Source organism: Micromonospora sp. HK10 (assembly GCF_000982955.1).
Taxonomy (GTDB): domain Bacteria; phylum Actinomycetota; class Actinomycetes; order Mycobacteriales; family Micromonosporaceae; genus Micromonospora.
Genome location: NZ_KQ058650.1, coordinates 1 through 25,823, shown reverse-complemented (window position 1 = coordinate 25,823; position 25,823 = coordinate 1). Strand labels below are relative to the sequence as shown.

Below are 25,823 nucleotides of genomic sequence, written 5' to 3'. Positions count from 1 at the left end.
GCGCCGGCCGGCCGGCCGGCGCGGCCCCGGTCCGCTGGCTGGTCGGGCTCGCGCTGGTCGGGCCGCTCGCCTTCGCCGATCCGGAGGAGCTGACCGTCCTGCTGGCCACCGCCCGGGACGTGCCGTTCTGGGTCGCGGTCGGCACCGGGGCCGCGTTCGCCGTCGCGGTCCTGCTCGCCGTCGGGTACGGCGTGCTGCTGGCCCGGCCCGGGGCGGGCGCGCCACGCCGGCGGCTGGCCGGGGCGACCGCCGCGGTCCTGCTCGCCGCGGTGGCCGTGGTGTACGTCGTACCGGGCCGGCCCGGCCTGCACGGCGAACGGCTGCTCGTGGTGCTGCGGGAACAGGCCGACCTGACCGGGCTTCCGGCCGGGGCGCCGGGCCGGGCCGGGCGGGACGCCCGGGGGGCCGAGGTCTACCGGCGGCTGGTGGACACGGCCCAGCGGACCCAGGGCGACCTGCGCCGGGAACTGACCCGGCTGCGGCTGCACCCCACCCCGTACTACCTCGTCAACGCCATCGAGACGGACGGCGGACCTGGGGTGCGCGCCTGGCTCTCCGGCCGGCCGGAGGTGGCCCGGGTGCTGGTCAGCCAGCGGCTCCGACCGCTGCCCGCGGCGGCACCCCCGGCCCGGGGTGACGCGCCGGCACCGACCGGCCCGGTCTGGAACGTGTCGCTGATCGGGGCGGACCGGGTCTGGACCGAGCTGGGCATCACCGGGGCGGGCGTGGTGGTGGGCAGCTCCGACTCCGGCGTGGACGGCCGGCACCCGGCTCTGGCCGCCGGCTTCCGGGGCGGCGACGACTCCTGGTACGACCCCTGGGAGCACCGCCGCACGCCGGGCGACCGGGGTGGGCACGGCACCCACACGGTGGGCAGCGCGGTCGGCCGCGACGGGATCGGGGTGGCCCCGGACGCGCGCTGGGTCGGCTGCGTCAACCTGGACCGCAACCTGGGCAGCCCCGCGCATTACCTGGACTGCCTGCAGTTCATGCTGGCCCCGTTCCCGCCCGGCGGGGACCCGTTCACCGAGGGCCGGCCGGGGCGCGCGCCGGACGTGCTCACCAACTCCTGGGGCTGCCCGCCGGTCGAGGGGTGCGACCCGGGTGCGCTCCGGCCGGCGACCGCCGCGCTGGCCGCCGCCGGCATCCTGGTGGTGGCCGCCGCCGGCAACACCGGGCCGTACTGCGCCTCGGTGGTCGACCCGCCCGCGCCGTATCCGGACGTGCTGACGGTCGGTGCGGTGGACCGGAGCCGGATGGTCACCGACTTCTCCAGCCGGGGTCCGGCGGCCGGGGGCGCGGCCAAGCCGGATCTGGTCGCTCCCGGTGCCGGGGTGCTGTCGGCGTTCCCCGGCGGCGGGTACGCCGTCCTCGACGGCACCTCGATGGCGACGCCGCAGGTGGCCGGGGTGGTGGCGCTGATGTGGTCGGCGAACCCGTCGCTCGTCGGCGACCTGGACCGGACCCGCCGGATCCTGCGCGACACGGCCGGTCCGGCCGGGGTGCCGCCCGGCACGGACCGCTGCGGGGGCGACCGGAACCTGACCGGCGTCGGCCTGGTCGACGCCTACGCCGCAGTCCGGGCGGCGATGCGGGCCGGGGATCCGGCCTGACCGGTGCCCGGCGCTCCGGGTGCCGGCCCGACGGGCCCTGTTAACAAACCTGGCAGTTGAGTAGGGTCGGCGACCATGGACACGGAGATCATCGAGCTGGACCTCGACCGCCTGCCGGCGGTGGTCGAGCTCTGCCGGCGGGCCCTCGACCTGCCCGAGGACGCGGCCGAGGCGTCGGCCGTGGTGGACACCCTGGCCGCCCGGGCGGCGGCCGACCGGCCGGTGCTCCGGCTCGGCGCGGTCCGGGACGGCGCGCTGATCGGGGTGCTGGTCGGTTCGCTCTCGGCGGCGGATTCCCGGCTCGGCCACGTGGACCTGCTGGCGGTGGCCCCTGAGGAGCGCCGCCGGGGGGTCGGCCGGGCGCTGCTGGACGTGGCCGAACGGCGGCTCGCCGGGCTGGGCGCAACGGAGGTGCTGCTCGCCGGCAACCCGCCCTACTACGCGTGGCCGGGCATCGACGTGCGGTACACCCCGGCGGTCTGCACCGCGCTGCGGCTCGGCTATCACCAGGACCGGACCGGCTGGAACATGACGGCGGACCTGACCGGGGGTTCGCCGGCGCTGCGCTCGACCGAGGCGGCCGAGCGCCGGCTCGCCGGGGCGGGGATCACGGTACGCCGGGCCGAGCCGGCGGACCTGCCGGCCCTGGCCGCCTTCGCCCGGGACACCTTCGGCGGGGCGTGGGACGCGGAGCTGGCGGGTTCGCTGGGCCGCCCGGGCGCCGGCGCGCACCTGGCCGAGCGGGACGGGGAGATCCTCGGCTTCGCCGCGTACGGGTCGTCCCGGCCGAGCTGGTTCGGGCCGATGGGCACGGCACCGGCGGCGGAGGGTTCCGGCATCGGCGGGGTGCTGCTCCGGCGCTGCCTGCGCGACCAGGCGGAGGCGGGTCTCCCGGCCGCGCAGATCGGCTGGGTCGGCCCGGTGCCGTTCTACGCGGGGGCGGCCGGGGCGCGGATCGAGCGGGTCTTCTTCCTGTACCGAAAGCCACTTAACGGGCAGAAGTAACCAAAGTTACATAGACCCTTATAACGCCATTCTGCCTCCCGGTCATCGACCGGCCCCTACGGTCAAGCTAGAGGAGGCAGCCATGTCCACGGATGACGAACGGACCGACGACCCCGCGGCGAGCTGGCGACCGGTCACCGACCTTCCCGGCCAACTGCCGTTCGACCGGCTCGACTACGGCGACGCCGAGCAACTGGCGGAGATGGCCGGCGCCGGTGAGCCGCCCGCCGCGGAGCCACGGCAACCGGTGGACGAACCGATCCGGATCACGCCGCCGTACGACCGGGCGCACAAGCGCCGCAACCAGCGGCGGCTGCCGACCTGAGCGACGCGGAAAGGGGCGGACCGCTGACGCGGCCCGCCCCTTTCGGCGTACTGGATGGAGCTGGACTCAGAAGTCCATGTCCCCGCCACCCGGGCCAGCCGGGGCGGCCGGGGTCTTCTCCGGCTTGTCCGCCACGACGGCCTCGGTGGTGAGGAACAGCGCAGCGATCGAGGCGGCGTTCTGCAGCGCGGAACGGGTCACCTTGGCCGGGTCGATGATGCCCGCGGCCAGCAGGTCCACGTAGTCGCCGGTCGCGGCGTTGAGGCCGTGACCCGGCTCGAGGTTGCGGACGTGCTCGACGACCACGCCACCCTCGAGGCCGGCGTTGACGGCGATCTGCCGCAGCGGGGCGTCCAGCGCGATCTTCACGATCTGCGCGCCGGTCGCCTCGTCACCGGCCAGGTCCAGCTTGTCGAAGGCGGTCTTGCCGGCCTGCACCAGCGCGACGCCACCACCCGGGACGATGCCCTCCTCGACGGCGGCCTTCGCGTTGCGGACGGCGTCCTCGATGCGGTGCTTGCGCTCCTTCAGCTCGACCTCGGTGGCCGCGCCGACCTTGATCACCGCAACGCCGCCGGCCAGCTTGGCCAGCCGCTCCTGCAGCTTCTCGCGGTCGTAGTCGGAGTCGCTCTTGTCGATCTCGGCCCGGATCTGGTTGACCCGGCCCTGGATCTGCTCGGCGTCGCCGGCGCCGTCGACGATGGTGGTCTCGTCCTTGGTCACCACGACCTTGCGGGCGCGGCCCAGCATGTCGAGGCCGACGGCGTCCAGCTTGAGGCCGACCTCCTCGCTGATGACCTGGCCACCGGTGAGGATGGCGATGTCGGTCAGCATGGCCTTGCGACGGTCACCGAAGCCCGGCGCCTTGACGGCGACCGACTTGAAGGTGCCCCGGACCTTGTTGACGACCAGCGTCGCCAGGGCCTCGCCCTCCAGGTCCTCGGCGATGATCAGCAGCGGCTTGCCCGACTGCATGACCTTCTCCAGGATCGGGAGCAGGTCCTTGACCGACGAGATCTTGCTGTTCGCGATGAGGATGTAGGGGTCGTCGAAGACGGCCTCCATCCGCTCCGGGTCGGTCATGAAGTACGCGGAGATGTAGCCCTTGTCGAAGCGCATACCCTCGGTGAGCTCCAGCTCTAGGCCGAAGGTGTTGCTCTCCTCGACGGTGATGACGCCTTCCTTGCCGACCTTGTCCATCGCCTCGGCGATGATCTCACCGACGCTGGGGTCAGCGGCGGAGATGGAGGCGGTGGAGGCGATCTGCTCCTTGGTCTCCACGTCCTTGGCGAGCTTGAGCAGCTCCTCCGAGACGTTGGCCACGGCGGCCTCGATGCCCCGCTTCAGGGCCATCGGGTTCGCGCCGGCGGCCACGTTGCGCAGGCCCTCGCGGACCAGGGCCTGGGCCAGGACGGTCGCCGTCGTCGTGCCGTCACCGGCAACGTCGTCGGTCTTCTTCGCGACCTCCTTGACCAGCTCGGCGCCGATCTTCTCGTACGGGTCCTCGAGCTCGATCTCCTTGGCGATGCTCACACCATCGTTGGTGATGGTGGGGGCGCCCCACTTCTTCTCGAGCACGACGTTGCGGCCCTTCGGGCCGAGCGTCACCTTCACGGCGTCGGCGAGCTGGTTCATGCCCCGCTCGAGGCCGCGGCGCGCCTCTTCGTCGAACGCGATCATCTTGGCCATACGGCGTTGTCCTCCTGGACACTCACGGGCCACCCGGGGATGCCCCGGATGGGCCGTCTGGTGTACGCACCTTGGGGACGTCGCCACCTGGCGACGACGACGTCTCCTCGGTCGGGCCGGACAGCCCGCGACGACCGGCCCCGTGCCGCCCCGGCGCCATCGAGACACCGGCGCGGCCGTGGCCCTACCGCCCCGACCATTGGCACTCACCGTACGCGAGTGCCAATGACCTGTTTAGCACTCTCCCTAGCCGAGTGCAAGCACGATGCCCCCGCTCAGCCGAGTTCCGCGGCCAGCCGGGCGGCGTTCACCGGACCTTCGTGGGCCCGCTGTTCGGCGTACGTGACGACCAGCCCGACCAGCTGCGCCAGGTAGCCCGGGACGACCAGCAGGGTGCCCACCAGGGTCAGCAGCACGGCGGCCACGGCGCTGCCCGGGGCGTCCAGCGGGTGCTCGCCGAAGAGCGCCCGGTTGACCAGGTCCAGGATGCCCTTGACCACCGAGGCGACCACGAGCGCGGCGAGCACCAGTGCGACCCGACCCAGCACCATCCCGAACCGCTGGTGGAACAGCCGGAACGCGCGACCGATCGGCTCCTGCCGCTCGAAGAGGTAGACCGGGCCGAAGAGGGCGACCGCGAAGGCGACGTAGACGCCCGGCAGCAGGCAGGCGCAGACGCCGACCGTGATCAGCAGGGAGGCGACGATGGTCCAGCCCCACAACCCGAGGCACCGGCGCCAGCCGTAGCGGAAGGCCGCCCCGACGCCGGCCGGCTCGCCGGCCGCCTGCCGGGTCACCACCCAGGTGCCGGCGGCCCAGCCGGCGCTCTGCAGCGGGCCGAAGAGCAGCGCGGCCAGCAGCACCGCACCGTAGAAGAGGAAGGTGTCGGTGAAGTAGCCGTCGGGCAGGACCGGCGCCCCGTCGGGCCGGGTGGCCAGCTGGCCGGTCGGTGCCAGGGCGAGCGAGAGGACGGCGATCACCCCGGCCGGCACCCCCTGGCTGACCAGGACGATCGGCAGGAGTTGCCGCCAGCCCCGGCGCAGCGCGCCGGTGCACCGGGCGAACCAGCCCGCGATGCCCGCCTGCGGCGGGGTGACGAGCGGATCGGTGGGATCGGCCGGCGGATACCAGCCGTAGGCGTGGCCCGGCATCGGCCCGCCGGGATAGCCGCCGGGAGCGGGCCAGCCCCAGCCCTGCGGCGGGGCCGGATGTCCCGGCCACGGCTGCCCGTAGCCGCCGGGGACGCCGTAGCCCGGCTGCCCGTAGCCGCCAGGAGCGCCGTAGCCCGGCTGCCCGTAGCCGCCGGGGACGCCGTAGCCCGGCTGCCCGTAGCCGCCGGGGCCCGGCTGCCCGGGGGTGCCGGGCGGCGGTGGGGCGGGGGCGTCGGGCGGGATGAAGCCCGGCTCGGCGGGGTGTCCGGGCCAGCCGGGGTACGGCGGCTGCGCCGCGACCGGTGGCGTGGGCGGGGCCGGGTCGGCCGGGCCTCCCGACGACGCCGGCGGCACCGGCTCGGTGGAACCCGACGGGGGCTGGTCGGACATGAACCCTCCTCAGCGATGGCTGGAACGGCTCACGATCTTCCCTGGTGCGCGCCCGTGGCGCAGCCCCCCGGGCCCGGGTGGTCCGGCTGCCGGGCGGCGGGTCAGATGACGCGGACCCGCTCGGCCTGCGGGCCCTTCTGGCCCTGGGCGATTTCGAACTCCACCCGCTGGCCGTCGTCCAGCGCCTTGTAGCCGTCCATCTCGATCGCGGAGAAGTGGACGAAGACGTCCTGCCCGCCGTCGACGGCGATGAAGCCGTAGCCCTTTTCGGAGTTGAACCACTTCACGGTGCCCTGTGCCACGGTGCACTTCCTCACTCTGCGCGGCGTTCCACAACCCGGAAACCGGCGGACCGGCACCGGCGGAGCACCGGCTCAGCGATCGGCGACGACCACTGAATACGGTGACCGAAATCGCACGCTACACGAGGCGTGACGGCGGCGCACGACCACAAATCGGGCATATTTCGGCCGACTCGCGGCCCGGGTGAGCGCGGCTGATGGGCGCTCCGGTATGCATTGCGTCATGACCAGCGCGCCCGTTCCGACCACCACCGTCCGCCGGGTCCGGCCGGCGGACGCCGCCCGGATGCGGGCGCTCCGGCTGGAGATGCTCGCCGACTCCCCGCTGGCCTTCCTGGAGACCCTGGCGGAGGCTGCCGCCCGCCCGCACGCCGAGGTCACGGCCCGGGTCGCCGCGGTCTCCCGGGGCGACCAGACGGCGCAGTTCGTGGCGGACCCGGGCGGCCGGCTGGTCGGCCACGCCGGCGGCACGGTGCTGCCCGCCGAACCGGGGCTCACCGTGGTCTACGCCGTCTACGTCACCCCGGCCCGGCGGGGCAGCGGCCTGCTCGGGGCCCTGGTCGACGAGGTGGCTGCCTGGTCCCGGGCCTGCGGGCGGCCCGAACTGCTGCTGGAGGTGGTGGTCGGCAACGACCGGGCCTACCGCGCCTACCAGAAGTTGGGCTTCGTGGACACCGGGGTCCGGGTCCCGCACCCCCGGATCCCCGCCCTCACCGAACTGCAGATGCGCCGCCCCGCCTGACCAGGCCGCGCGGCGCACCCACGCCCTGCTGGCCGGGAACTCGACCCCGGGCCGCACACCCGGGATCACCACATCCCCGGCCGGCAGCCGAGACCACAACGACCAGGTCGGAAACCCCTACCCCAAGATCAGACGTGCCGGCGCGACTGCACGATCCGGAACCGGTTGGCGACGTAGGCGCCGTCGGTGAGGGCGGAGTTCGCCGCGGCGTTCGCCCCCGAGCCGTGGAAGTCGGAGAACGCCGCCGACTGGTTGACGAACACCCCGCCGGTGAGGTTGCAGGACAGGTGCACCCCGGCGTCGATCGCCGCCGCCTCGGCGGCGTCGAGCACCGCCTCGTCGGTGGAGTAGACGGCCGCGGTGAGCGCGCCCTTCTCGCCCACCGTCGAGCGCAGGATCTCCAGGCTCTGCGCGGTGGAGTCGGTGGCGATGACGAACGAGATCGGCCCGAACCACTCCCGCGAGTAGGTCGCGGTGTCGGCCGCGTCCAGCTTCACCACGGTCGGGGTACGCACCACGGCGTCCGGGTACGACGGGTGCTCGACGGTCCGTGACTCCAGCACCGGCTCGCCGACCTTGGTGGCCTCCGCCAGCCGGTCCAGCACGCCGTCGTTGACGATCGCGCCGGTCAGCTCGACGCCCCGGGCCGGGTCGGCGGTGAGCTTGGCGACCGCCCCGGCGATGCCGGCGGCCACCTCGTCGAAGCTCTTGTGCCCCTGATCCGTGGCGATGCCGTCCCGGGGAATGAGCAGGTTCTGCGAGGTGGTGCACATCTGGCCGCTGTACAGGGTGAGCGTGAAGCCCAGGTTGCGGCAGAGCCCGGCGAAGTCGTCGGTGGAGTCGATCACCACCGTGTTCAGCCCGGCCTTCTCGGTGTAGACGGCCGCCTGCCGGGCGTTGGCCTCCAGCCAGTCGCCGTACTCGGTCGAGCCGGTGAAGTCGACGATCCGCACGGCCGGGTGCAGGGCCAGCGTCGAGGCGAGCCGCTCACCCGCCGCCTCCGGCGCGAGCTGGACCAGGTTCGGGTCGAAGCCCGCCTCGGCGAGCACCTGGCGGGCGTAGCGCACGGTGACGGCCAGCGGCAGCACCGCGCGGGGGTGCGGCTTGACGACCACCGGGTTGCCGGTGACCAGCGAGGCGAAGAGCCCCGGGTACGAGTTCCAGGTCGGGAAGGTGTTGCAGCCGACCACCAGGGCCACGCCGCGCGGCACCACGTGGAACGTCTTGGTCATCCGCAGCGGGTCGCCCTTGCCGGCGGCCTTCTCCCAACCGGCGGTGCCCGGGTGGCGGGTCATCTCCGCGTACGCGTAGGCGATCGCCTCCAGCGCCCGGTCCAGCGCGTGCGCGCCGCCGGCCTGGAAGGCCATCACGAACGCCTGGCCGCTGGTGAACTGCACCGCGTTGGCCAGCTCGAAGATGTTCTTGTGCAGCCGGTCCAGGATCTCCAGGCAGACGCCCACCCGGGCCTGCGGGCCGGCGTCCCGCCAGGCCGGCAGCGCGGCGGTCGCGGCGGACACCAGCTGGTCGGCGCCGGCGTGCGGGTAGCGCACGTTCAGCGCGACGCCGAACGGGCTGACCTCGGTGGCGACGGTCTCCCCGTCCGCCGGCTGGTCGAGCGGGAAGTCAGCGTTCAGGTACGCCTCGAAGGCGGCCCTGCCGTCGGCGGCGGCGGTCTCGCCGTACACCCGGGGGCTGGGCGACTCCGGGTAGGCGGACCAGTACCCCCGCTCCGTGATGGCGGTCAGCGCGCGGTTGAGGGTGTCGGCGTGCCTGGCGTACAGGGGGTGCGGGGTCTCCGTCATGCCCGCCATCATGCAACAGCAAGCCACCAGATCAGTAGGGGCCTGTCACAAGTTGGCACCGCCGCCCACCGCTCGGACGGGGATTGACCGTGCCATCCACGGGTAACCGCGCGGCCGGCGGACGAGGGGCGGCGGTAGGTGGGAATCACCGAGATCCGGGTGCACGGCGTCGCCGACCGTGGGCCGGAGGCGATGCTGGACCGCCCGATCGTGCACCGGGTGGCCGGCGACCGGGACGCCGGTTTCTACCGGGCCAGCCCCGACTTCGGAAACCCGTGCAACGCGGCCGGCGGGATCCTGGAGGCGTACCGCTGGAGCGGCCTCACCGGGGGCACCGCCGCCCGCACCTTCTCGCTGGTTCTGCTCCTGCCCTTCATGCTCGCCAACATCGCCGTCTGGATGCTGCCGCCGGGCCGCCGCACAGGGCTGATCGGCAAGGCCCTCTGCCGGCTGCTCGCGGCGACCCTCACCGCGATGTTCGTGCTGTCGATCGTGGGGGTGGCTCTGGACCTGATCGCGTGGCAGTGCGCGGAGTACCCGCGGTGCCTGGCGGGCCGCCGGGAGATCTCCTGGTTGGGCGACCTGCTGCCGGGGCAGCGCCTGGCCCTGCTCGCGGTGCTGCCACTCCTCGCGGTGGTCCTGGTCTGGTGGCTCGGCGGGCGCACCTGGCAACTCCCCGAGGACACCGGTCCGGTGCCGGGGCCGGGCGCGGACCGGCTCGACGCGCCGGCATTCTGGGACAACCGGGCCCTGCTGCTGCGCCTGCGGTCCGTGCACGTGACGATCTCCCTGACCTCCCTGGACCTGGCCCTGCTCCTGGCCCTGGCGCCGCACGACCGCGCTCTCCCGGGCAACGCGCTGCTCGCCGCGGTGGCCGGCCTGCACGCCGCCGCGCTGGTGCTGCTCTGCCTTCCCCAGCTCGAACGGCCCGCCGCCCGCTGGCCGCGACGGGCGGTCCGGCTCCTCCGTTGGGGCACCCTCGCGCTGACCGCGCTGGCCCTGGCGTACGCGGCGGCGCCCCGCGCGCCGTGGACCGCCCGGGGCGGCCTGCCCGGGTACGACGTGCTGGTCGCGCTCCTGTTCGCCACCCAGATGGTGCTGCTCCTGGCGCTGGCCGTCCTCGTCCTGGCCCGGCGACCGGCCCGGGGCCGGTCGAACCTGCTGGTGACCGCCGCCCCGCTGGTGGTCTCGGTCGCGATCGGCCTGGCGGTGTCGTACGACGCCGGGCTGACCTACGGCGTCGCCGAGTACCTGGACCGGGGCTCCAGCCCCACACCGGCCCGCCCGTTGCCGGACGACGCCCCGCCGCTCTCCCCGCCCGTCGCCTTCCGCTGGGCGGCCGTGGGCGTCTCGGCCGCGCTGCTGCTCGCCGCCGGCACCGCCACGCTGGCCAGCCGCTACCGGCGGGCCGGCCGGCGCCGGGCGGCCGAGGAACTGGTCCGGAGCGAGTTCCCGGAGGCGGAGCGGGCCGCACCGGAACGGGTGCGCGCGGTCCGGGACCGGATCGTCCGGGCGCGGCTGGCGGACCGGCTCGCCCCGCTGCTCCTGACGTCGTACGCGCTGCTGGCCGCGCTGAGTCTGGGTGCCGCCGGGCTGTCGCTGCTGCACCACGGGCCGGAGGACGTGGCCCACTGGCTGGGCGGGATGCCGCTGGCCCGTCCGGTGATCTTCGCGACCGACCTGGGGAGCTTGCTGATCGGGCTGTTCGCGGTGGTGCTGTTCGGCGCCGGGCTGTTCGCGTACCGGTCGCATGCGATGCGGCTCGTCGGCGTGCTCTGGGAGCTGGCCACCTTCTGGCCGCGCGCCGGGCACCCGCTGGCCGCCCCCTGCTACGCCGAGCGCGCGGTGCCGGACCTGACCCGGCGGATCGCCCACCTCACCGCCGGCGGGAACGCGGTCGTGCTCGCCGGGCAGAGCCACGGCAGCGTGCTGGCCGCGGCGGCGGTCCTGCAGTTGCCGGCGGCCTGCCGGGCCCGGGTGGCGCTGTTGACCTACGGCACCCCGCTCGGCCGGCTCTACAGCCGGGTCTTTCCGGCGTACCTCGGGCCCGCGGTGCTCCGTGAACTGGGTGACCGGGTGGACTGGCGGTGGATCAACCTGTGGCGGCGCACCGACCCGGTCGGCGGCCCGGTCTTTCCGCCGGAGCTGCCCCGCGACGATCCGGCCGCCGGGGTGGACCGCCGGGTCCGCGACCCGAAGTCGCTGGTCATCCCGGCGGGGGACACCGTGCCGCCGGCGATCGGCCGGCACCGCTTCCAGCCGGACGAGGACCTGCACCGCGCGGTGTGCGACCTGGCCGCCCGGCTACCGCCGCCCGGCCCCGGGTGACCGGCTGAGGGCCACGGACAGCGAACGGGCCGGCGGAGTTCCGCCGGCCCGTTCGCGAGGTTGGTCGGGAGGGACGTCCGCACAACGCCTCTGGCGTTGGGTCGCAAGAACTTGAAAAGTCTCCGGCGGATGCCCTCCCGCACCGAGCATCTTGCGCCGTCCGGTTCCTGCCGTCAAGTCCCTGGGGGTGGTTTTCTGGCACTCACCGGATACCGCCGGTTACCCACCGCTCTCTCCCGATCCCCCGCTCGGGCCGGCCACCATCGGCCGGACGGCCGGCCGGAGGGTGCGGAGTCCGGCCCACAACAGAACGGCACAACCGCCGATCAGCACCGGTTCGAGCGCGAAGCCGGTGGCCAGCCCGCGCCGGTCCGCCAGGGCACCGAGCAGGTACGGGGACGCGGCGGCGAGCACGCCGAGGACGACCTGCGTACGGGCGTTGGCCCGGTCCTCCTGGCCCGGCGCGGCGCCGAGGGTGAGCGCGAGCGAGAGCGGATAGAGGTTCGCGATGCCCAGCCCGGCCAGGAACAGCGCCCCGACGGCGAGAGCGGGCCGGTCGGCGACCCAGAACAGCACGACGCCGACGAAGGTGGTGGCCAGCGAGACGGAGAGCAGCGGGACGCTCCGGCCCGGCCGGCGGGTGATCCGAGCGCCGACCACCCGCCCGGTCAGGATGCCGAGGAGGTTGCTGCTCAACGCCGTGCCGGCGGCGGCCGCCGACAACCCGAGCTCCAGGAGCACCTGCGGGCCGAAGTAGACCAGGCAGAACTCGATCGCCGAACTCACCGCGGTGAGCACGGCGAACAGCCAGCAGGCCAGCGGCAACCGGCCCGGGCCGCCGGCGGCCCGGTGCCCGCCGGGCCGGGGCAGGGTGAGCCGCCGGTAGCGCAGGTGCAGCGCCACCAGGGCGACCGCCGGCAGCGCGAACGCGGCACGCCACCCGAACACCAGGGCCGCCGACCCACCGACGATCAACGGGGCGATCACCGCGGAGGCGCCGGCTCCGACGTTGGCCTCGGTCAGGGCCCGGTCCCGCCGGCTTCCGTGCCGGTCGGAGAGGATCGCCTGGTCCACGGTGAGCAGCATCGTCCCGGCCGCGCCGAACACCCCGGCGCCGATCAGGGTGGCCGGCACGCCGGTGCCGAGGGTGAACACCGCGGCACCGCCGGCCGTGACCAGCGCCGACCACCACAGCAGCGCGCCGCGCGCCAGGTGGCGGGCCGCCCACCCGAAGGTGGCGCCGGCGAGCGCCGCGCCGCCGGCCCAGAGCACCTGGTAGAGGCCGAGCACGGAGTAGGAGAAGCCCAACTCCGCGCGGAGCAGCGTCACCGCGGGCGCGAAGGCGTACAGCCAGAAGGTGAAGCAGGCCAGGACCGCGTAGGACAGCACGGTCGGCCCGTCCCGGACGAAGGCGTCGGGTCGGATGGCGGGGGGCGGGGCCGGGCGTCGCCGGCTTGTGTATCGATACACAGTTAGAGTGTCGCCATGAACCACGCCGTCGGCAACCCGAAGCGGCGGCCCACCATGGGCGACGTGGCCCGTGCCGCCGCCGTCTCGCCGATGACCGTGTCCTACACCTACTCGCAACCGGAACGGGTGTCCGCCGAGACCGCCGCGAAGGTCCGTGCGGCGGCCGCGCGGCTGGGCTATCCGGGGCCGCACCCGGCCGCCCGCTCGTTGCGTCGCGGGCGGGCCGGCACCCTCGGTGTGGTGCTCGGCGAACGCTTGACGTACGCCTTCGAGGATCCGCAGGCGGCCCGTTTCCTCGCCGGCGTCTCCGACGTCTGCGCCGCCGAGGGCGTCGGACTCACCCTGGTGCCGACCACCGGCGCCGCCACCGATCCCCGGCGCGTCGCGGAGGCCGCCGTGGACGGCTACGTCGTCTGGACCACCAGCGACGACGACCCGGTGCTCGACGCCGTGGCCGACACCGGCCTGCCCGCGGTGATCCATGCCGGCCCGCACGGGCGCGGGCTGCCGGTGGTCGGCATCGACGACCGCGCCGCGGCGGTGGCGATCGGTCGGGTGGCCTTCGCGCGCGCCCGCCGCCCGCTCGTCCTCGGTTTCCCGCTCGACCGCGACCGCGTCCGCGAGCTGCTCACCGGCGACGACGTGCCGGAGGTGCGGTTCCCGGTGACCCGCCACCGGTGGCAGGGCTTCCGCGACGCCTGGACCGAGGCCGGGCACCCAGCCGGGCAGCTCCGGCTGGCCGTCTGCCCGGTCAACCACATCACCGCGGGCGAGGCCTTCGCCGGACAGGTGCTGACCGGCGGAGATCCGCCGGACGCCATCGCCGCCATGAGCGACGAACTCGCTCTCGGCGCCCTGCGCGCCGCCACCGCCGCCGGCCGCCGCGTGCCCGAGGATCTCGCGGTGACCGGCTGGGACGACAGCGACGCCGCCGCACCCGCCGGGCTGACCACCCTGGCACAGTCCCTACGGGACCAGGGGGCCCACTGCGCCCGGGTGGCCCTCGGCCTGACAGGCCCGGCTCCGGACCACCCGCGATGGCACGTCGTGGTACGCGACACCACCCGACCCACCGGTTGAGCGACGACTCCTACGAGAGGAGCCCGGCGTCCCGGGCGGCCCGCAGCGAGGGCTTGATGCGGTGGGTGGGGCCGACCTGCGGGGCGACCGCGTCGATGGTCTTCAGGCCCTCGCCGGTGTTGAACACCACCGTCTCGGCCGCCGGGTCGAGCCGGCCGGACTCGACCAGCTTGCGCAGCACCGCGACGGTGACCCCACCGGCGGTCTCGGCGAACACCCCGGTGGTGCGGGCCAGCAGCCGGATGCCGGCGCGGATCTCGTCGTCGTCGGCGTACTCCATCCAGCCGCCGGTGCGGCGGACCGCCTCCAGCGCGTAGAGGCCCGCCGCCGGGTCGCCGATGTTCAGCGACTTGGCGATGCCGGTCGGCTTCACCGGGGTGATCGTGTCGGTGCCGGCGTGCAGCGCCGTGGCGATCGGGTTGCAGCCGGCGGACTGCGCGCCGAACACCCGCCAGCCGCCGGCCGGCGCCTCGACCAGGCCGATCTCGACCAGCTCGGCGAACGCCTTGTCGATCTTCGTGAGCAGCTCACCGCTGGCCATCGGGATGACCACCTGGGCCGGGATCCGCCAACCGAGCTGCTCGGCCACCTCGTAGCCGAGGGTCTTGGAGCCCTCGGCGTAGAACGGCCGGACGTTGACGTTGACGAACGCGGTGTCCTCGAACTCGTCGGTCTCCACCAGCTCGCCGCAGAGCCGGTTCACGTCGTCGTACGAGCCGTCGATGGCGACCAGGTCGCCGCCGTAGACGGCGGTGGTGACCACCTTGCCGGGCTCCAGGTCGCCGGGGATGAAGACCACCGACGGCGCACCGGCCCGGGCCGCGTGGGCGGCCACCGAGTTGGCCAGGTTGCCGGTCGAGGCGCAGGCGTACCGGGTGAAGCCGAGCGCCCGGGCGGCGGTCAGCGCCACCGAGACGACCCGGTCCTTGAACGAGTGGGTGGGGTTGGCGCTGTCGTCCTTGACCCAGAGCGGGGCGCTGATGCCCAGCTCGGCGGCGAGGTGCGGGGCGGACACCAGCGGGGTCAGCCCCGGGTCGAGGGTGACCCGGGTGGTCGGGTCCTGGCCGGCCGGGAGCAGGGCGGCGTACCGCCAGATGTTCTTCGGGCCGGCCTCGATCTGCTCGCGGGTGACGGCGGCCAGCGCGGCGGCGTCGTAGTCGACCTCCAGCGGGCCGAAACACTCGTAGCAGGCGTGCTGCGCGGCCAACGGGTAGCGCGCGGAGCAGGCGCGACAGACCAAGGCGCGGGCCGGGCTGAGGGTGGTGTCGATGCCGGAGACGGCGGGAAGAGTCGACGTCATGTCGAGCAGGTCCTCTCATCTTTCCCCGCATCGCCGGGTGCGGCGGGGACGGAATTGGCACCTGCCCGCGGTCGCTCGTCATCGAGCGCGCGGGTGGTTGCCGGGGCGTCATCGGGCCGTATCCCTCAGCCCCTCTGGATGAGGTATGCAGTTGTGCCGTCGAGTCTATGCGCCGCTGACGGCCGCGCTACCTGGGGATCCCACGGTGTGGGCCGGCTCAGCCACCGACCACCGCGACCGGCTCCACCACGGCGGGCCGGTCGACCACGGCGACCGGCGCCGGGGCCGTCGCGGCGGGGGTACGGGTGGCGAGGTTCGCGGCCACCAGGGCGGCGATGGTCAGCCCGGCGCCGACCAGCTCCACCGGGACCGGCCGGTAGCCGCGCAGGATCTGCACGGCGAACGTGGCCACCGGCACCAGGTTCATGAAGAGCGCGGCGTTGGCCGGGCCGAGCCGTCGTACGCCGGTGTTCCAGGCCAGCACCGCGAGGACGGCGCCGACGAGCACCGCGTACGCGAGCTGGGGGGCGACCGCGGCGAGGTCGGCGGCGGCCGGCGCGTGCTGGAGCCCGGCGAGGTCGGCGACGGTGCTGGCGGCGAGCATGGCGAGCATGCCGGCGACGGCGGTCAGCGTGGTGTACCGCAGCGCGGACCACTCGGGGAACCGGCTCGCGCCGTGGGTGTAGAACGCCCAGCCGAGTACCGCGCCGATCATGAGCAGCCCGCCCAGGCCGAACTGTCCCAGCCCGTCCAGGCGGCCCCGGGTGATCACCAGGCCGACACCGACCAGGGCGACCAGCGAGAGGCCGAGCAGCGCCGGCCGGGGCCGTACGCCGTCGCGCGCCCAGCGGACCAGCTGGGTGACCAGCGGCACGGTGGCGGCGAAGAGCGCGATCTGCTGCGGGGCGGCGTGGCCGAGGGCGAGGTTCATCAGCGTGTTGAAGCCGGCGAAGCCGAGCGCGCCGAGCAGCGCCACCTCGACCCCGCGCCGCTGCGTGGCCAGGGCGGTGACCCCCTCGCGCGCCAGCAACAGGGCGAGCAGCACGGCGGTGGCCAGCACGTACCGGGCGGTGGTCAGGTTGAGCGCGTCCACCCGGGTGAGCGCGCTGGCCAGCACGGGGAACATGACCCCCCAGCTGACCACGGCGAAGATCGGCAGGGTCGCGTGACGGGAACGCATCGCAGCTCCTATGTTCGAGTATCGTCGAACCAACGGCCCGACTCTAGGAGCTTGTTTGACGATTGTCGAACATAGGTTACCCTGGTCACATGGAGCTGCACGAACCCGAGCTGCGGGACGTACCGGTGACCGCCGTGCTGGCGGCGCTGGCCGACGACGTCCGGCTGCAGATCGTCCAGGCCCTCGCCGAGGGTGGGGAACACGCCTGTGGCACCTTCGAGTTCGGCGTCTCCAAGGCGACCCGCAGCCATCACCTCAAGGTGCTCCGCGAGGCCGGCCTGACCCGCACCCGGGTCGCCGGCACCAGCCGGTTCGTGCGGCTGCGCCGCGAGGAACTGGACCGCCACTACCCGGGGCTGCTCGACGCGGTCCTCACCGGGCCCGCCCGGCCGGCCTGATCAGCGGATGCGGAGCACGGCGCGCCTGATCGGCGCCCTCACCGGCGTGACGCTGCTGGCCGCCTGCGCCCCGACGCAGGGGCCGGCCGACCGGCCGCCGGCGAGTGTCGACCCGCTGGCCACGACAGCACCGCGGCCGGGTGCCCGCACGGCCGACCCGAGGCCCGCGGCCACGTGCTCCCCGGAGGGCATCCTGATCACCGAACTCGGGGTGAGCGCCGCGATGGGGCTGCGGGCGATGGGCCTGGAGCTGGTCAACTGCGGCGACCGGCCGTACGAGCTGAGCGGCTATCCGGCGGTCCGCCTGCGGGACGCCGACGGCGATCCGATCACGGTGCGGATCATCCCGGGCGCCGCCCCGATCACTGCCGGTTTCGACCACCCGCCCACCCGGATCGTGCTGGCCCCCGGCGAGCGGGCCGGCGCCGCGCTGATCTGGCGCAACCTGGTCACCGACCCGACGGTGGTGGCGGCCGACGGCACCGCCCTCGACGTCGCCCCGGTGGCCGGGCGGCCGGCATACCCGGTCGCCCTGGACGGGCCGATCGACCTCGGCAACACCGGCCGGCTGGGCGTCAGCGCGTGGGAACGCCGGGAGCCCGACCCGGCCACCGACCCGCCCACGCCGCCGGTGCCGCCGCCGCCCACGACCCCGCCGGTCAACCCGCTGGCACACCACGGTCCGGCACGGGCGCTCCCGTACCGGACCCTGGCGCGCTAGCGGACGCTCAGACGGGGACCGAGGCCGGGGCCGGGGCGGGCTCGGCCGGGGCGGCACGGCGGCGGGCCAGCGCCGAGTCCAGCGCCCAGCTGCCCGGACCGAGCACCGCCACCAGCAGGAACGACCAGCAGAAGAGCGCGGCCAGCTCGCCGCCGTTCTGGATCGGCAGCAGCTGGTGCGGCTGGTGCACGGTGAAGTACGCGTACGCCATCGAGCCGGAGGCGAGCAGCGCGGCGGGCCGGGTGAGCAGGCCGACGAGCACCAGCGCGCCGCAGACGAGCTGGATGAGCGCCGCCCACCAGCCGGGCCAGGTGGCGAACGGGACAGCCGCACCGGAGCCCCGGTTGCCACCGAGGACGCCGAAGATCGACGCGGCGCCGTGACACAGGAAGAGCGCACCCACCACCACGCGGTACAGGGACAGGACGGGGCCGCTCAGCTGGGCCGGAATCATGTGGAAACCTCCTGGGCCGGGTATCGGACGGATCCAGGATGGCGTTCACATATATCGATGTTAATCGATTTCTTTGCAGGCGGGACAATATCATGGGAACGCTCCCATGATATGGGCGGGCGGGCTCGCGCGGATACCCCGCCGGTCAGTTCAGCTCGTGATGTCCTTGCGGGTGAAGCGCCAGAAGGCCAGGCTCCAGAACAGCGTCGCGTAGACGATCGCCGAGAACGCGCCCCGGACCACGTCGTCGGTCTGCATCGGCGTGGACAGCAACCCCAGCCAGGCGCTGCTGTAGTGGGTGGGCAACAGGTTCCGCAGCCCGCCCAGCGCAGTGATCTGGTCCAGGATGCTGGACAGGATCCAGAGCAGCACCGCGCCACCGACCGCGCCCAGCGCGGCGTCGGTGGTCACCGACAACAGGAAGGCCAGTCCGGCCACCACCAGCAGGGCGACCGCGAGATAGCCGAGCACCCCGAGCAGCCGCAGCAGCCCCTCGCCCGGGGCCAGCTCCGCCGAGACCTGGCTGCCCAGCGGCTGCCAGCCGTACCGAAGGGTGCCGGCCAGCAGCGCGGTGCCGGCCAGCAACAGCAGGGCCAGCCCGGAGTACGCCAGCGCCACCACCAGCTTCACCGCCAGCAACCGGGCCCGGGGCACCGGCACGGCCAGCAGGTAGCGCAGGCTGCCCCAGCTCGCCTCGCTCGCCACCGTGTCCCCGCAGAACAGCGCCACCACCACGACCAGCAGGAACGACGCCGACACCAGGATCGAGAAGAGGGTGAAGTTGAGCCCGCCCGAGGTGGCCAGGTCGGCCAGGCTGGCGAACTCGCCCCGCCGGCCGCCGTCGTCGTCCCCGGAGTCGAACTGGAACGCCACCAGGATGATCAGCGGCAGCAGCACCATGAACCCCAGCGCGAGCTGGGTACGCCGGCGCGACGCCTGCCGCCGGAACTCCGCCCCGAACGGCAGGGTGGCCGAGGGCCGGTAACCGGCCGCTGCACCACCCGCGCCCGGCGCCGCCGTACCGGGCGCGCCGCCCGACGACGACGCCACCGACGAATCCGCCATCACCGGTCCCCGCTTCCCCGAGAGTTCTCGCCCACCAGGGCGAGGAACGCGTCCTCCAGGCGGCGCCGGGGCACCACCCGGTCCACCCCGATGCCGGCCCGGACCAGTTCGGCCACCACCTCGCTGCGGGCGGTCCCGTTGGTGTCGACCACCAGCCCGCCGTCGCCGTCGGGCAGCACCCGTACGCCGGCCAGCCGGTCGAGCACGCCACGCGCCGCCTCCGGGTCGCTCACCTCGAACAGCACGCTCGGCGACTCGCCGACGATCTCCTCCACCGGGCCGGACGCCACGATCCGCCCCTTGTTCACCACCACCGCGTGCGTACAGGTCTGCTCCACCTCGGCCAGCAGGTGGCTGGAGACCAGCACCGCCCGGCCGTCGGTGGCGTAGCGCTGGAGCACCCGGCGCATCTCGGCGATCTGCGGCGGGTCCAGCCCGTCCGTCGGCTCGTCCAGCACCAGCAGCTCCGGCAGGCCCAGCATGGCCTGGGCGATGGCCAGCCGCTGCCGCATGCCGTGGCTGTACTTCTTCGTCCGCCGGTGCACCGAGTCGCCCAGGCCGGCGATCTCCAGCGCCTCGTCGAAGTGCGCGTCCGCCCACGGCCGCCCGGTCGCCCGCCAGTACGCCTTGAGGTTGTCCAGCCCGGACAGGTGCGGCAGGAAGCCCGGCCCCTCGACGAGCGCGCCGATCCGGGACAGCACCGGCGAGCCGGGCACCAGCCGGTGCCCGAAGACGTAGATCTCCCCCGCCGTGGGCTGGGTCAGCCCCATCAGCACCCGCAACGTGGTGGTCTTGCCCGCGCCGTTCGGCCCGAGCAGGCCGACCACCTGGCCGGGATGCACCTCGAAGTCCACCTCGGAGACCGCGACGAAGCCGTCCGCGTACTCCTTGCGCAGGTTGCGCACGGCGAGCGGGACGCCCGCGTACTCCGGGTGGATCGAGGTGTCCTGGCGGCGGTGCCGGCGGCGGGCGAGCAGCACGACCACGACGAGCCCGACCACGACCGCGGCGAGCAGGCCGGCCAGCGCCCAGCGCCAGATCGTGGCGGTGGTGGGGATCGGCGTGGCGTCGACCGTCGGCAGCGTCAGCGTCCCGTCCGCGAGCGCCACCGTGTGCACCGCCGGCTCGGCCGGCGAGGCGTACGCCTGGTCCGACGTCGCCACCACGAGCCGCAGCCGGTGCCCGGCCTCGACCCGCCGGACGATCCCCGGCAACGTCACGCTGACCGGGGTGGCCGCGTCGACGGTGCGCGGCAGGCCGGTCAGGCGCACCGGCGCGACCAGACCGGACGGCAGCGTGGCGGCGCCCTGCGGGTCGACGTCGTAGAGCTTCACGAACAGCACGGCCTCGCCGGTCGGTGAGGCGGCCCTGATCCGCACGGTGGGCGCACCCACCACGTCGACCGGCTCGTCCAGCGGCGCCGACTCGAAGCGGGCGTGCTGGCCGGGGATGTCACCGGCCACGCCGTCCAGCAGCGAGCCGAGCGCGCCCGCGAACGGCACCGAGGAGATCGCCGCCGGATTGCCGTTCGGCGGTACGGCGACCGGCTGGGGCGGGCCGGCCAGCGTCACCTCGCGGCGGTCCTGCCCGGCCAGCCCCGGATAGTCGGCGGTGCGGAAGCCGGTGGCCACCAGGCCCCGGTCGAGCGCGTCGAAGCCGGCGATCCGGGAGAACGTGAACGTGTCGCCGGGCGCCGCCCCGTCCCCCTTGACGTAGTGGTCGAGCCACTGCGCGGTCAGGAACTTCACCCGGTCGGAGTCCGAGGTGGGGCCGGCACCGCCGTCGTGACCGCCGGTGAACCAGGCGACCCGCACCGGCGTGCCCGCCGCCGCGATGCCCCGGGCGTTGGCGTCCGCCTCGGCGAGCGGGAACAGCGTGTCCGCCTCGCCCTGCACCAGCAGCGTCGGCGCCTTGATCCGGTCCAGCACGCCGGCCGGCGACGACCGGCGCAGCAGCTCGACCGCGGCCGCGTCGGCCCGGCCCGTGGTGGCGATCCGCAGGTACGCGGCGCAGACGTCGGCCGCGAACCGGCCGCAGGACGGGTCGGCGACGCCGCCCGGCGCGCGGCCGGAGCCGGTGCCCGGCCCGCCACCCGGTTGCGGGCTCGGCGGGCCGGCGGACTCCGGTGCGCCCTCCGGCGCGGCGGCGGTGGCGCCGGAGAGGCCGGCCGGGCCGGAGCCGGCGTTGCCGCCACCGCCGAAGAAGAGCCCGGCCCAGCCCTTCTTGAACACGCCCTCGGTCGGCTCCTTGCCGGTGCTCTCCGGCAGGAACGCCCGGGACAGGTCGTGCCAGGTGATCATCGGGACGATCGCGTCGACCCGCCGGTCCTGGGCGGCCAGCAGCAGGGCCAGGCCACCACCGTACGAGCCGCCGACCACGCCCACCCGGGGGTCGCCGGCCGCGTCGAGGCGGACGTCCGGCCGCTGCGCGAGCCGGTCGAGCAGCCGCTGGGCGTCGCGTACCTCGTAGTCGGGGCTGTCCAGGTGGATCTGGCCGCCGCTGCGGCCGAACCCGCGGGCGGTCCAGGTGAGCACCGCGTACCCCCGCTCGGCCAGGTCCTCCGCGTCCGAGCGGACCGACTCCTTGGTGCCACCGAAGCCGTGGGCCAGCAGGACGGCCGGTACCCGGTGGGACGCGGAGGCGCCCGCCGGCAGGTAGAGCGTGGTGTCCAGGTCGACCGGCTCGTCACCGGCGGGCCCGGACCGCACCGTCACCAGCGCCGGCTCGGTACGAAAACCCGGACCCTGCGGCCGGGCCACCCAGACCAGCGCGGCGGCGACGAGGACCACCACCACTGCGGCGGCAACGCGGCGCGGATGGCCGGCCAGGGCGCGCCGGAGCCGCGCGGCGGTTGATCTCATGCGGCACACGGTACGGGCCGGCGGCTGAGCATTCGCTGAGATCCGCCGTACGTCTGTCCGGTTGCGCCGATCGTCGCGTGGGGTCCGTCATCCGCCAAAGGTCCAGAGCGTCCCAGCGGGACGAATTCGGATCATGTGAATTCACACCTACAGGCGTAAATCATCGTCGATGTCACTTCTCGGCGTCGCGATCGCACGCTACGTACCATTCGCCCTGACACACGGTGACGCAAAAAGTACTGACGTGAAGCCGACTCATCAGCCGAGGTCTCAGCCGAGTCCGATTCGGCTAATTTTCCGGTCCGGTGCACGGGACTGCGTACGGCGACCTCCCGGGGCACCGATCGCCCCGCCGTCGCCGGAGGAGACACACCATGACAGTCCCCGCGTCGCGGGTCCGTCGACGGCCCGCCGTACCGGGCCGCACGCTCGCCCTGGTGCTGGTGCTGGCGTTGCTGGCCCCGCTCGGGTTCCTCTTCGTCCAAGCCGAACGCGACTCCGCCGACGACCACGATCTGGCGAGCCGGGAACGGCTCGGCGTGCGCTACCTGCGCGCCCTCGGGCCGGTCACCGACGCGCTGGTGGAGGCCCAGGCGATCGCCGTCGCCGAAGGCACCGTCTCCCGGGCGTCGCTCGCCGCCACCATCGAGGGCGTCGCGGCGGTCGACAACGCCGTCGGCGACCAGCTGCGCACCCACGAACGCTGGGCCGGGCTGCGGGCCAAGCTGGAGTCGCTGCCGGACCGCGGGGTCAGTGACCCCGAGGCCACGTACCGGGCCTACGGCGAGGCGTCCGACCTGCTGCTGGCCCTCTACCACAAGGTGCGGGAGAGCTCCGGCCTGATCCGCGACCCGCGCGCCGACTCGTTCTTCCTCCAGGACGGCATCGGCGGGGACCTGCCCACCGCGACGGTGCTGGCCGGGCGGCTCGTCGACCTGGCCCGGCTGACCGCCAAGCGGCCCGCCGCCGACCGCGCCCGGGCGGGCGCGGAGCTGGCCGAGCTGCGCGTCTCCGCGCTCGGTCCCGCCACCGACCTGGTCACCGACCTGCGCTCGGCGGTCGACAGCTCGGAGAGCACCGACCTGGGCGCCAACGTGCTCACGCCGCTGGACACCTACCAGCGTTCACTGGAGACGTTCGCGGTCTACTCCGCACCCGGCGCCGGCCGGGCCGCGCCGAGCCCCGACCAGCTCACCCGCGCCGGGATCAGCGCGCAGAACGCCGCCAAGCAGCTCCGTACGGTCATCCTCGACCAGCTCGACGCGCTGCTGCGGGACCGGCTCGACGCCCTGGAGCGGGACCGGCTGCTCGGCCGGATCGCCGCCGGGGCGGCGCTGGCGCTGATCGCCGGGATCATCGCGCTGCACATCGCCGCGCTGCGCCGGGACCGTTTCCGGGCCACCCCGGCACGCCGCGAACCGGCCGAAGCCGCGCCCACGGTTCACCCGGACCCACCGCTGGCCGCGCCCGGGGCCGACCGCCAGCCGGTCGCGGTGGGGCACGGTGGCGACGCCGACCGGTGGAGGCCCTTCGATGCTGCTCGGTAGGTTACGCATCCGGGGCAAACTCGCCCTACTGGTGATCATTCCGCTGCTCGGCGTGGTCGGACTGGCCGTACCGGTCGTCCTCGACCGGGTGACCGCCGCCCAGCGGGCCGCCGAGACCGCCGAGACCGTCCGCGTCGCCAGCCGCGTCGGCAGCCTGGTCCAGGACCTCCAGCAGGAACGCCTGCTCTCGGTCGGGCTGCTGCTCGGCCGGGTGAACCGCACCGAGCTGATCCAGAAGTCGGCCGCCGTCGACGACCGGGTCGCCGACCTGCGCGCCGAACCGCTGCCGGCGGCGGTCCGCGACAGCCTCGACGGGGTACGCCGACTGGCGGACGTCCGGACCGCCACGCTCGCCGGTCGGTCCACGCCGCAGCAGATCCTGACCGTGTTCGGCCAGGTCGACACCGCCCTGATCGACGCGCTGCGGCTGCCCTTCCAGGTGGACACCGACACCGCGGCCGGACGCCAGGTGCTCGCCCTGGACGCACTGCTGCGCGTCGACGAGGCACTGAGTTCGTGCACCACCCTGATCGTGCTGGTCAAGGCGACCGGCGATCCTCAGGTGGCCCAGTCGTTCGTGGCCTGCATGGCGGGTCTCAACGTCGACAACCGGCGGTTCCGCAAGCTGATCACGCCCGAGCAGCTGAAGGTGGCCGAGCTGGACGATGCGGCGGTGGCCGCCCGGACCAGCCCGACGTTCCTGGTGGACAGCCTCCGGGACCCGGACGAGGCGATCGCGCCGGTGCCGCTGGACGTGCTGTTCCCCTCGGCCCGGTCGATGATCACGCTGGGCCAGTTCGTGGAGAAGAAGGTCGTCGCCGACGTCATCGCGGAGACCCGCGCCCGGGAACGGGCGGCCCTGACCGCCGCCTGGCTGGTCAGCCTCGCGGCGGCGGCGATCCTGCTGGTCGTGGTGCTGCTGAGCATGACCGTGGCGCGTACGGTGGCCCGGCCGCTGAGCCGGCTCACCCGCTCCGCCGAGCGGGTCGCCCGGGTCACCGAGGCCGAACTGACCCGGGTCGCCGACGACGAGTCCGAGACCGTCCCGCCGGTACGCCTCGACCCGGTGGAGGTGCGCGCCCGGGACGAGATCGGCGACCTGGCCCGTGCGTTCGACCGGGTGCAGCACACCGCGGCCCGGCTGGTCGAGCGGCAGGTCGCCGGGCGGCGCAACGTGGCCCAGATGTTCGGGCACGTCGGCCGGCGTACGCAGAACCTGGTCGGCCGCCAGATCGCGCTCATCGACCGGCTGGAACGCCAGGAGACCGACCCGGGCCGCCTGGAGCACCTCTACCGGCTGGACCACATCTCCAGCCGGTTGCGCCGCAACGCGGGCAGCCTGGTGGTGCTCTCCGGTGCCACCGGCTCGGACGGCCACGTGGCGCCGGTCCCGCTGGCCGACGTGGTCCGGCTCGCGCTCGGCGAGATCGAGGACTACACCCGCGTCGACGTGCAGGTCCCGCCCGGCGTGGCGGCGGCCCCCGCCATCGTCGGCGACCTGGTGCTGACGCTCGCCGAGCTGATGGAGAACGCCACCGTGTTCTCGCCGCCGCACACCCGGGTGGTGGTGACCGGTGAGCTGACCGAAGGTGGGGCGCGGCTGGTCGTGGTCGACCACGGCATCGGCCTGACCGGAGACCGGATCGCCGAGGAGAACGCCCGGTTCACCCGGCGGGAACGCCTCGACCTGGCCCCGACCGAGGTGCTCGGCCTGTTCGTGGTCGGCCGGCTGGCCCGCCGGCACGGCTGGAGCGTCCAGCTGAGCGCCACCCCCGGCGGCGGCGTCACCGCGGCCCTGGAGATCCCGCGCGCCTCGCTCGTGATCCGCCGCCCCGAGCCGGTCGGCGTCACCGCCGGCCGGGCTGCCGTGCCCGGCGCCCGCGAATCGGAGCAGCCGGCCGTGGAAGCGCCGGGCGGCTTCGACGCCGAGTTGCTGAGCCGGGCCACGCGCAGCATGACCAGCGGCCACCCGTGGAACGCCTTCGGCCACCAGGCCGACACCGCGGCGCCGGCCGAGGACCCGGGCCTGGCCGCCAGCGACCCGCCTTCGGCCTGGGCGGCGGTGCCGGCCGCCCGGCCGCCCGGACCGGTGGCGCGGCCCGGTCCCGTCTCCCCGCCGACACCGGTCGTCGGCCCGGCCCCGGCCGCTCCCCCGGCCACCGGGCCGGCGACCGGCCCGACCCTGACGCCACCGGCCACCCGCCCGGGCCCGGCGCTGCCCACCCGGTCGGCACCCGGGCCGGCAATCGTGCCCCCACCCGGGCCAGGGCTCGCGCCGCCACCCGGGCCGGCACTCACGCCGCCGCCGGGGCCGGCACTCACGCCGCCACCGGGGCCGGGGCTCGCGCCGCCGCCCGGGCAGGCACTTGCGCCGCCGCCCGGGCCAGGGCTCGCGCCGCC

At 74.5% G+C, this 25,823-nt stretch carries 19 protein-coding genes, 2 pseudogenes and 1 riboswitch; of the genes and pseudogenes, 10 read left to right on the top strand and 11 right to left on the bottom strand.

Features of this window, described 5'->3' with window-relative positions:
* The 3 genes from LQ51_RS00780 to LQ51_RS00770 form a co-directional block, all read left to right on the top strand.
* Positions 1-1,613: S8 family serine peptidase (locus LQ51_RS00780; protein WP_046562648.1), on the top strand; the 1,613-nt coding region annotated here is incomplete at its 5' end.
* Between the two features lie 75 nt (positions 1,614-1,688).
* Positions 1,689-2,618, top strand: a complete 930-nt coding sequence (locus LQ51_RS00775; protein WP_046562647.1) for a GNAT family N-acetyltransferase — start codon at positions 1,689-1,691, stop codon at positions 2,616-2,618.
* Between the two features lie 82 nt (positions 2,619-2,700).
* Positions 2,701-2,943 (top strand): hypothetical protein, encoded by a 243-nt coding sequence (locus tag LQ51_RS00770; RefSeq protein ID WP_046562646.1) that lies wholly within the window; start codon positions 2,701-2,703, stop codon positions 2,941-2,943.
* Positions 2,944-3,009: 66 nt separating this feature from the next.
* On the opposite strand, the gene groL is transcribed toward LQ51_RS00770, so the two are convergent.
* The 3 genes from groL to LQ51_RS00755 all read right to left on the bottom strand — a co-directional run bounded on the left by groL (position 3,010) and on the right by LQ51_RS00755 (position 6,475).
* A complete protein-coding gene (gene groL, locus LQ51_RS00765) occupies positions 3,010-4,632 on the bottom strand; it encodes a chaperonin GroEL (protein ID WP_046562645.1) in 1,623 nt (540 codons plus the stop codon).
* A gap of 275 nt (positions 4,633-4,907) precedes the next feature.
* A complete protein-coding gene (locus LQ51_RS00760; RefSeq protein WP_046562644.1) occupies positions 4,908-6,173 on the bottom strand; it encodes a hypothetical protein in 1,266 nt (421 codons plus the stop codon).
* 101 nt (positions 6,174-6,274) lie between these two features.
* Entirely contained in the window at positions 6,275-6,475 is a 201-nt protein-coding gene (locus tag LQ51_RS00755) for a cold-shock protein (RefSeq protein WP_046562643.1), read from the bottom strand.
* A gap of 223 nt (positions 6,476-6,698) precedes the next feature.
* On the opposite strand from LQ51_RS00755, the gene LQ51_RS00750 reads away from it, so the two are divergent.
* The gene (locus tag LQ51_RS00750) at positions 6,699-7,217 is read left to right on the top strand and encodes a GNAT family N-acetyltransferase (RefSeq protein WP_046562642.1); all 519 of its coding nucleotides are present in this window, start codon (positions 6,699-6,701) and stop codon (positions 7,215-7,217) included.
* Between the two features lie 128 nt (positions 7,218-7,345).
* Here LQ51_RS00750 and paaN read toward each other — a convergent pair whose 3' ends face one another.
* Positions 7,346-9,019: a phenylacetic acid degradation protein PaaN gene (gene paaN, locus LQ51_RS00745; protein WP_197087486.1), complete on the bottom strand. Its 1,674-nt coding sequence runs from the start codon at positions 9,017-9,019 to the stop codon at positions 7,346-7,348.
* 138 nt (positions 9,020-9,157) lie between these two features.
* Between paaN and LQ51_RS00740 the strand changes: the two genes are divergently transcribed.
* A complete protein-coding gene (locus tag LQ51_RS00740) occupies positions 9,158-11,347 on the top strand; it encodes a hypothetical protein (protein ID WP_046562640.1) in 2,190 nt (729 codons plus the stop codon).
* Between the two features lie 219 nt (positions 11,348-11,566).
* On the opposite strand, the gene LQ51_RS00735 is transcribed toward LQ51_RS00740, so the two are convergent.
* Complete coding sequence (locus LQ51_RS00735; protein WP_197087485.1) at positions 11,567-12,817, bottom strand: MFS transporter; 1,251 nt, start codon at positions 12,815-12,817, stop codon at positions 11,567-11,569.
* Between the two features lie 15 nt (positions 12,818-12,832).
* On the opposite strand from LQ51_RS00735, the gene LQ51_RS00730 reads away from it, so the two are divergent.
* Complete coding sequence (locus tag LQ51_RS00730; protein WP_046562638.1) at positions 12,833-13,897, top strand: LacI family DNA-binding transcriptional regulator; 1,065 nt, start codon at positions 12,833-12,835, stop codon at positions 13,895-13,897.
* A 10-nt stretch (positions 13,898-13,907) separates the two neighbouring features.
* Here the strand turns inward: LQ51_RS00730 and thrC are convergent, their stop codons facing one another.
* On the bottom strand, positions 13,908-15,197 hold the full coding sequence (gene thrC / locus LQ51_RS00725; protein WP_046562637.1) for a threonine synthase: 1,290 nt from the start codon (positions 15,195-15,197) through the stop codon (positions 13,908-13,910).
* Positions 15,198-15,209: 12 nt separating this feature from the next.
* Positions 15,210-15,342: riboswitch (SAM riboswitch) on the bottom strand.
* A 72-nt stretch (positions 15,343-15,414) separates the two neighbouring features.
* Positions 15,415-16,377 (bottom strand): DMT family transporter, encoded by a 963-nt coding sequence (locus LQ51_RS00720; protein WP_052744712.1) that lies wholly within the window; start codon positions 16,375-16,377, stop codon positions 15,415-15,417.
* An 89-nt stretch (positions 16,378-16,466) separates the two neighbouring features.
* Here LQ51_RS00720 and LQ51_RS00715 point away from each other — a divergent pair, with 89 nt between their 5' ends.
* Positions 16,467-16,775, top strand: a complete 309-nt coding sequence (locus tag LQ51_RS00715; RefSeq protein ID WP_046562636.1) for an ArsR/SmtB family transcription factor — start codon at positions 16,467-16,469, stop codon at positions 16,773-16,775.
* A 7-nt stretch (positions 16,776-16,782) separates the two neighbouring features.
* Positions 16,783-17,496, top strand: coding sequence for a DUF4232 domain-containing protein (locus tag LQ51_RS00710; RefSeq protein ID WP_046562635.1), 714 nt, complete (start codon positions 16,783-16,785; stop codon positions 17,494-17,496).
* A gap of 7 nt (positions 17,497-17,503) precedes the next feature.
* On the opposite strand, the gene LQ51_RS00705 is transcribed toward LQ51_RS00710, so the two are convergent.
* The 4 genes and pseudogenes from LQ51_RS00705 to LQ51_RS34440 all read right to left on the bottom strand — a co-directional run.
* Positions 17,504-17,950, bottom strand: coding sequence for a DoxX family protein (locus LQ51_RS00705; protein ID WP_046562634.1), 447 nt, complete (start codon positions 17,948-17,950; stop codon positions 17,504-17,506).
* Positions 17,951-18,100: 150 nt separating this feature from the next.
* Positions 18,101-19,015: an ABC transporter permease gene (locus LQ51_RS00700; protein ID WP_046562633.1), complete on the bottom strand. Its 915-nt coding sequence runs from the start codon at positions 19,013-19,015 to the stop codon at positions 18,101-18,103.
* Positions 19,015-21,069, bottom strand: a pseudogene (locus tag LQ51_RS00695) (ATP-binding cassette domain-containing protein); the annotation flags it as partial. The pseudogene LQ51_RS00695 and the gene LQ51_RS00700, both read right to left, overlap by 1 nt.
* 107 nt (positions 21,070-21,176) lie before the next feature.
* Positions 21,177-21,876: pseudogene (locus LQ51_RS34440) on the bottom strand (alpha/beta hydrolase); the annotation flags it as partial.
* A 374-nt stretch (positions 21,877-22,250) separates the two neighbouring features.
* Here LQ51_RS34440 and LQ51_RS00690 point away from each other — a divergent pair.
* Both LQ51_RS00690 and LQ51_RS00685 read left to right on the top strand, forming a co-directional pair.
* A complete protein-coding gene (locus LQ51_RS00690) occupies positions 22,251-23,423 on the top strand; it encodes a hypothetical protein (RefSeq protein WP_046562631.1) in 1,173 nt (390 codons plus the stop codon).
* Positions 23,410-25,823 (top strand): sensor histidine kinase (locus LQ51_RS00685; RefSeq protein WP_052744711.1); only part of this gene is annotated, 2,414 nt, incomplete at its 3' end. The genes LQ51_RS00690 and LQ51_RS00685, both read left to right, overlap by 14 nt.

Bases quoted from the DNA above. Each gene is read 5' to 3' on its own strand.
- LQ51_RS00775 (WP_046562647.1), top strand. From the start codon at position 1,689: ATGGACACGGAGATCATCGAGCTGGACCTCGACCGCCTGCCGGCGGTG.
- LQ51_RS00770 (WP_046562646.1), top strand. From the start codon at position 2,701: ATGTCCACGGATGACGAACGGACCGACGACCCCGCGGCGAGCTGGCGA.
- groL (WP_046562645.1), bottom strand. From the start codon at position 4,632: ATGGCCAAGATGATCGCGTTCGACGAAGAGGCGCGCCGCGGCCTCGAG.
- LQ51_RS00760 (WP_046562644.1), bottom strand. From the start codon at position 6,173: ATGTCCGACCAGCCCCCGTCGGGTTCCACCGAGCCGGTGCCGCCGGCG.
- LQ51_RS00750 (WP_046562642.1), top strand. From the start codon at position 6,699: ATGACCAGCGCGCCCGTTCCGACCACCACCGTCCGCCGGGTCCGGCCG.
- paaN (WP_197087486.1), bottom strand. From the start codon at position 9,019: ATGACGGAGACCCCGCACCCCCTGTACGCCAGGCACGCCGACACCCTC.
- LQ51_RS00730 (WP_046562638.1), top strand. From the start codon at position 12,833: ATGAACCACGCCGTCGGCAACCCGAAGCGGCGGCCCACCATGGGCGAC.
- thrC (WP_046562637.1), bottom strand. From the start codon at position 15,197: ATGACGTCGACTCTTCCCGCCGTCTCCGGCATCGACACCACCCTCAGC.
- LQ51_RS00720 (WP_052744712.1), bottom strand. From the start codon at position 16,377: ATGCGTTCCCGTCACGCGACCCTGCCGATCTTCGCCGTGGTCAGCTGG.
- LQ51_RS00715 (WP_046562636.1), top strand. From the start codon at position 16,467: ATGGAGCTGCACGAACCCGAGCTGCGGGACGTACCGGTGACCGCCGTG.
- LQ51_RS00710 (WP_046562635.1), top strand. From the start codon at position 16,783: ATGCGGAGCACGGCGCGCCTGATCGGCGCCCTCACCGGCGTGACGCTG.
- LQ51_RS00705 (WP_046562634.1), bottom strand. From the start codon at position 17,950: ATGATTCCGGCCCAGCTGAGCGGCCCCGTCCTGTCCCTGTACCGCGTG.
- LQ51_RS00700 (WP_046562633.1), bottom strand. From the start codon at position 19,015: ATGGCGGATTCGTCGGTGGCGTCGTCGTCGGGCGGCGCGCCCGGTACG.
- LQ51_RS00690 (WP_046562631.1), top strand. From the start codon at position 22,251: ATGACAGTCCCCGCGTCGCGGGTCCGTCGACGGCCCGCCGTACCGGGC.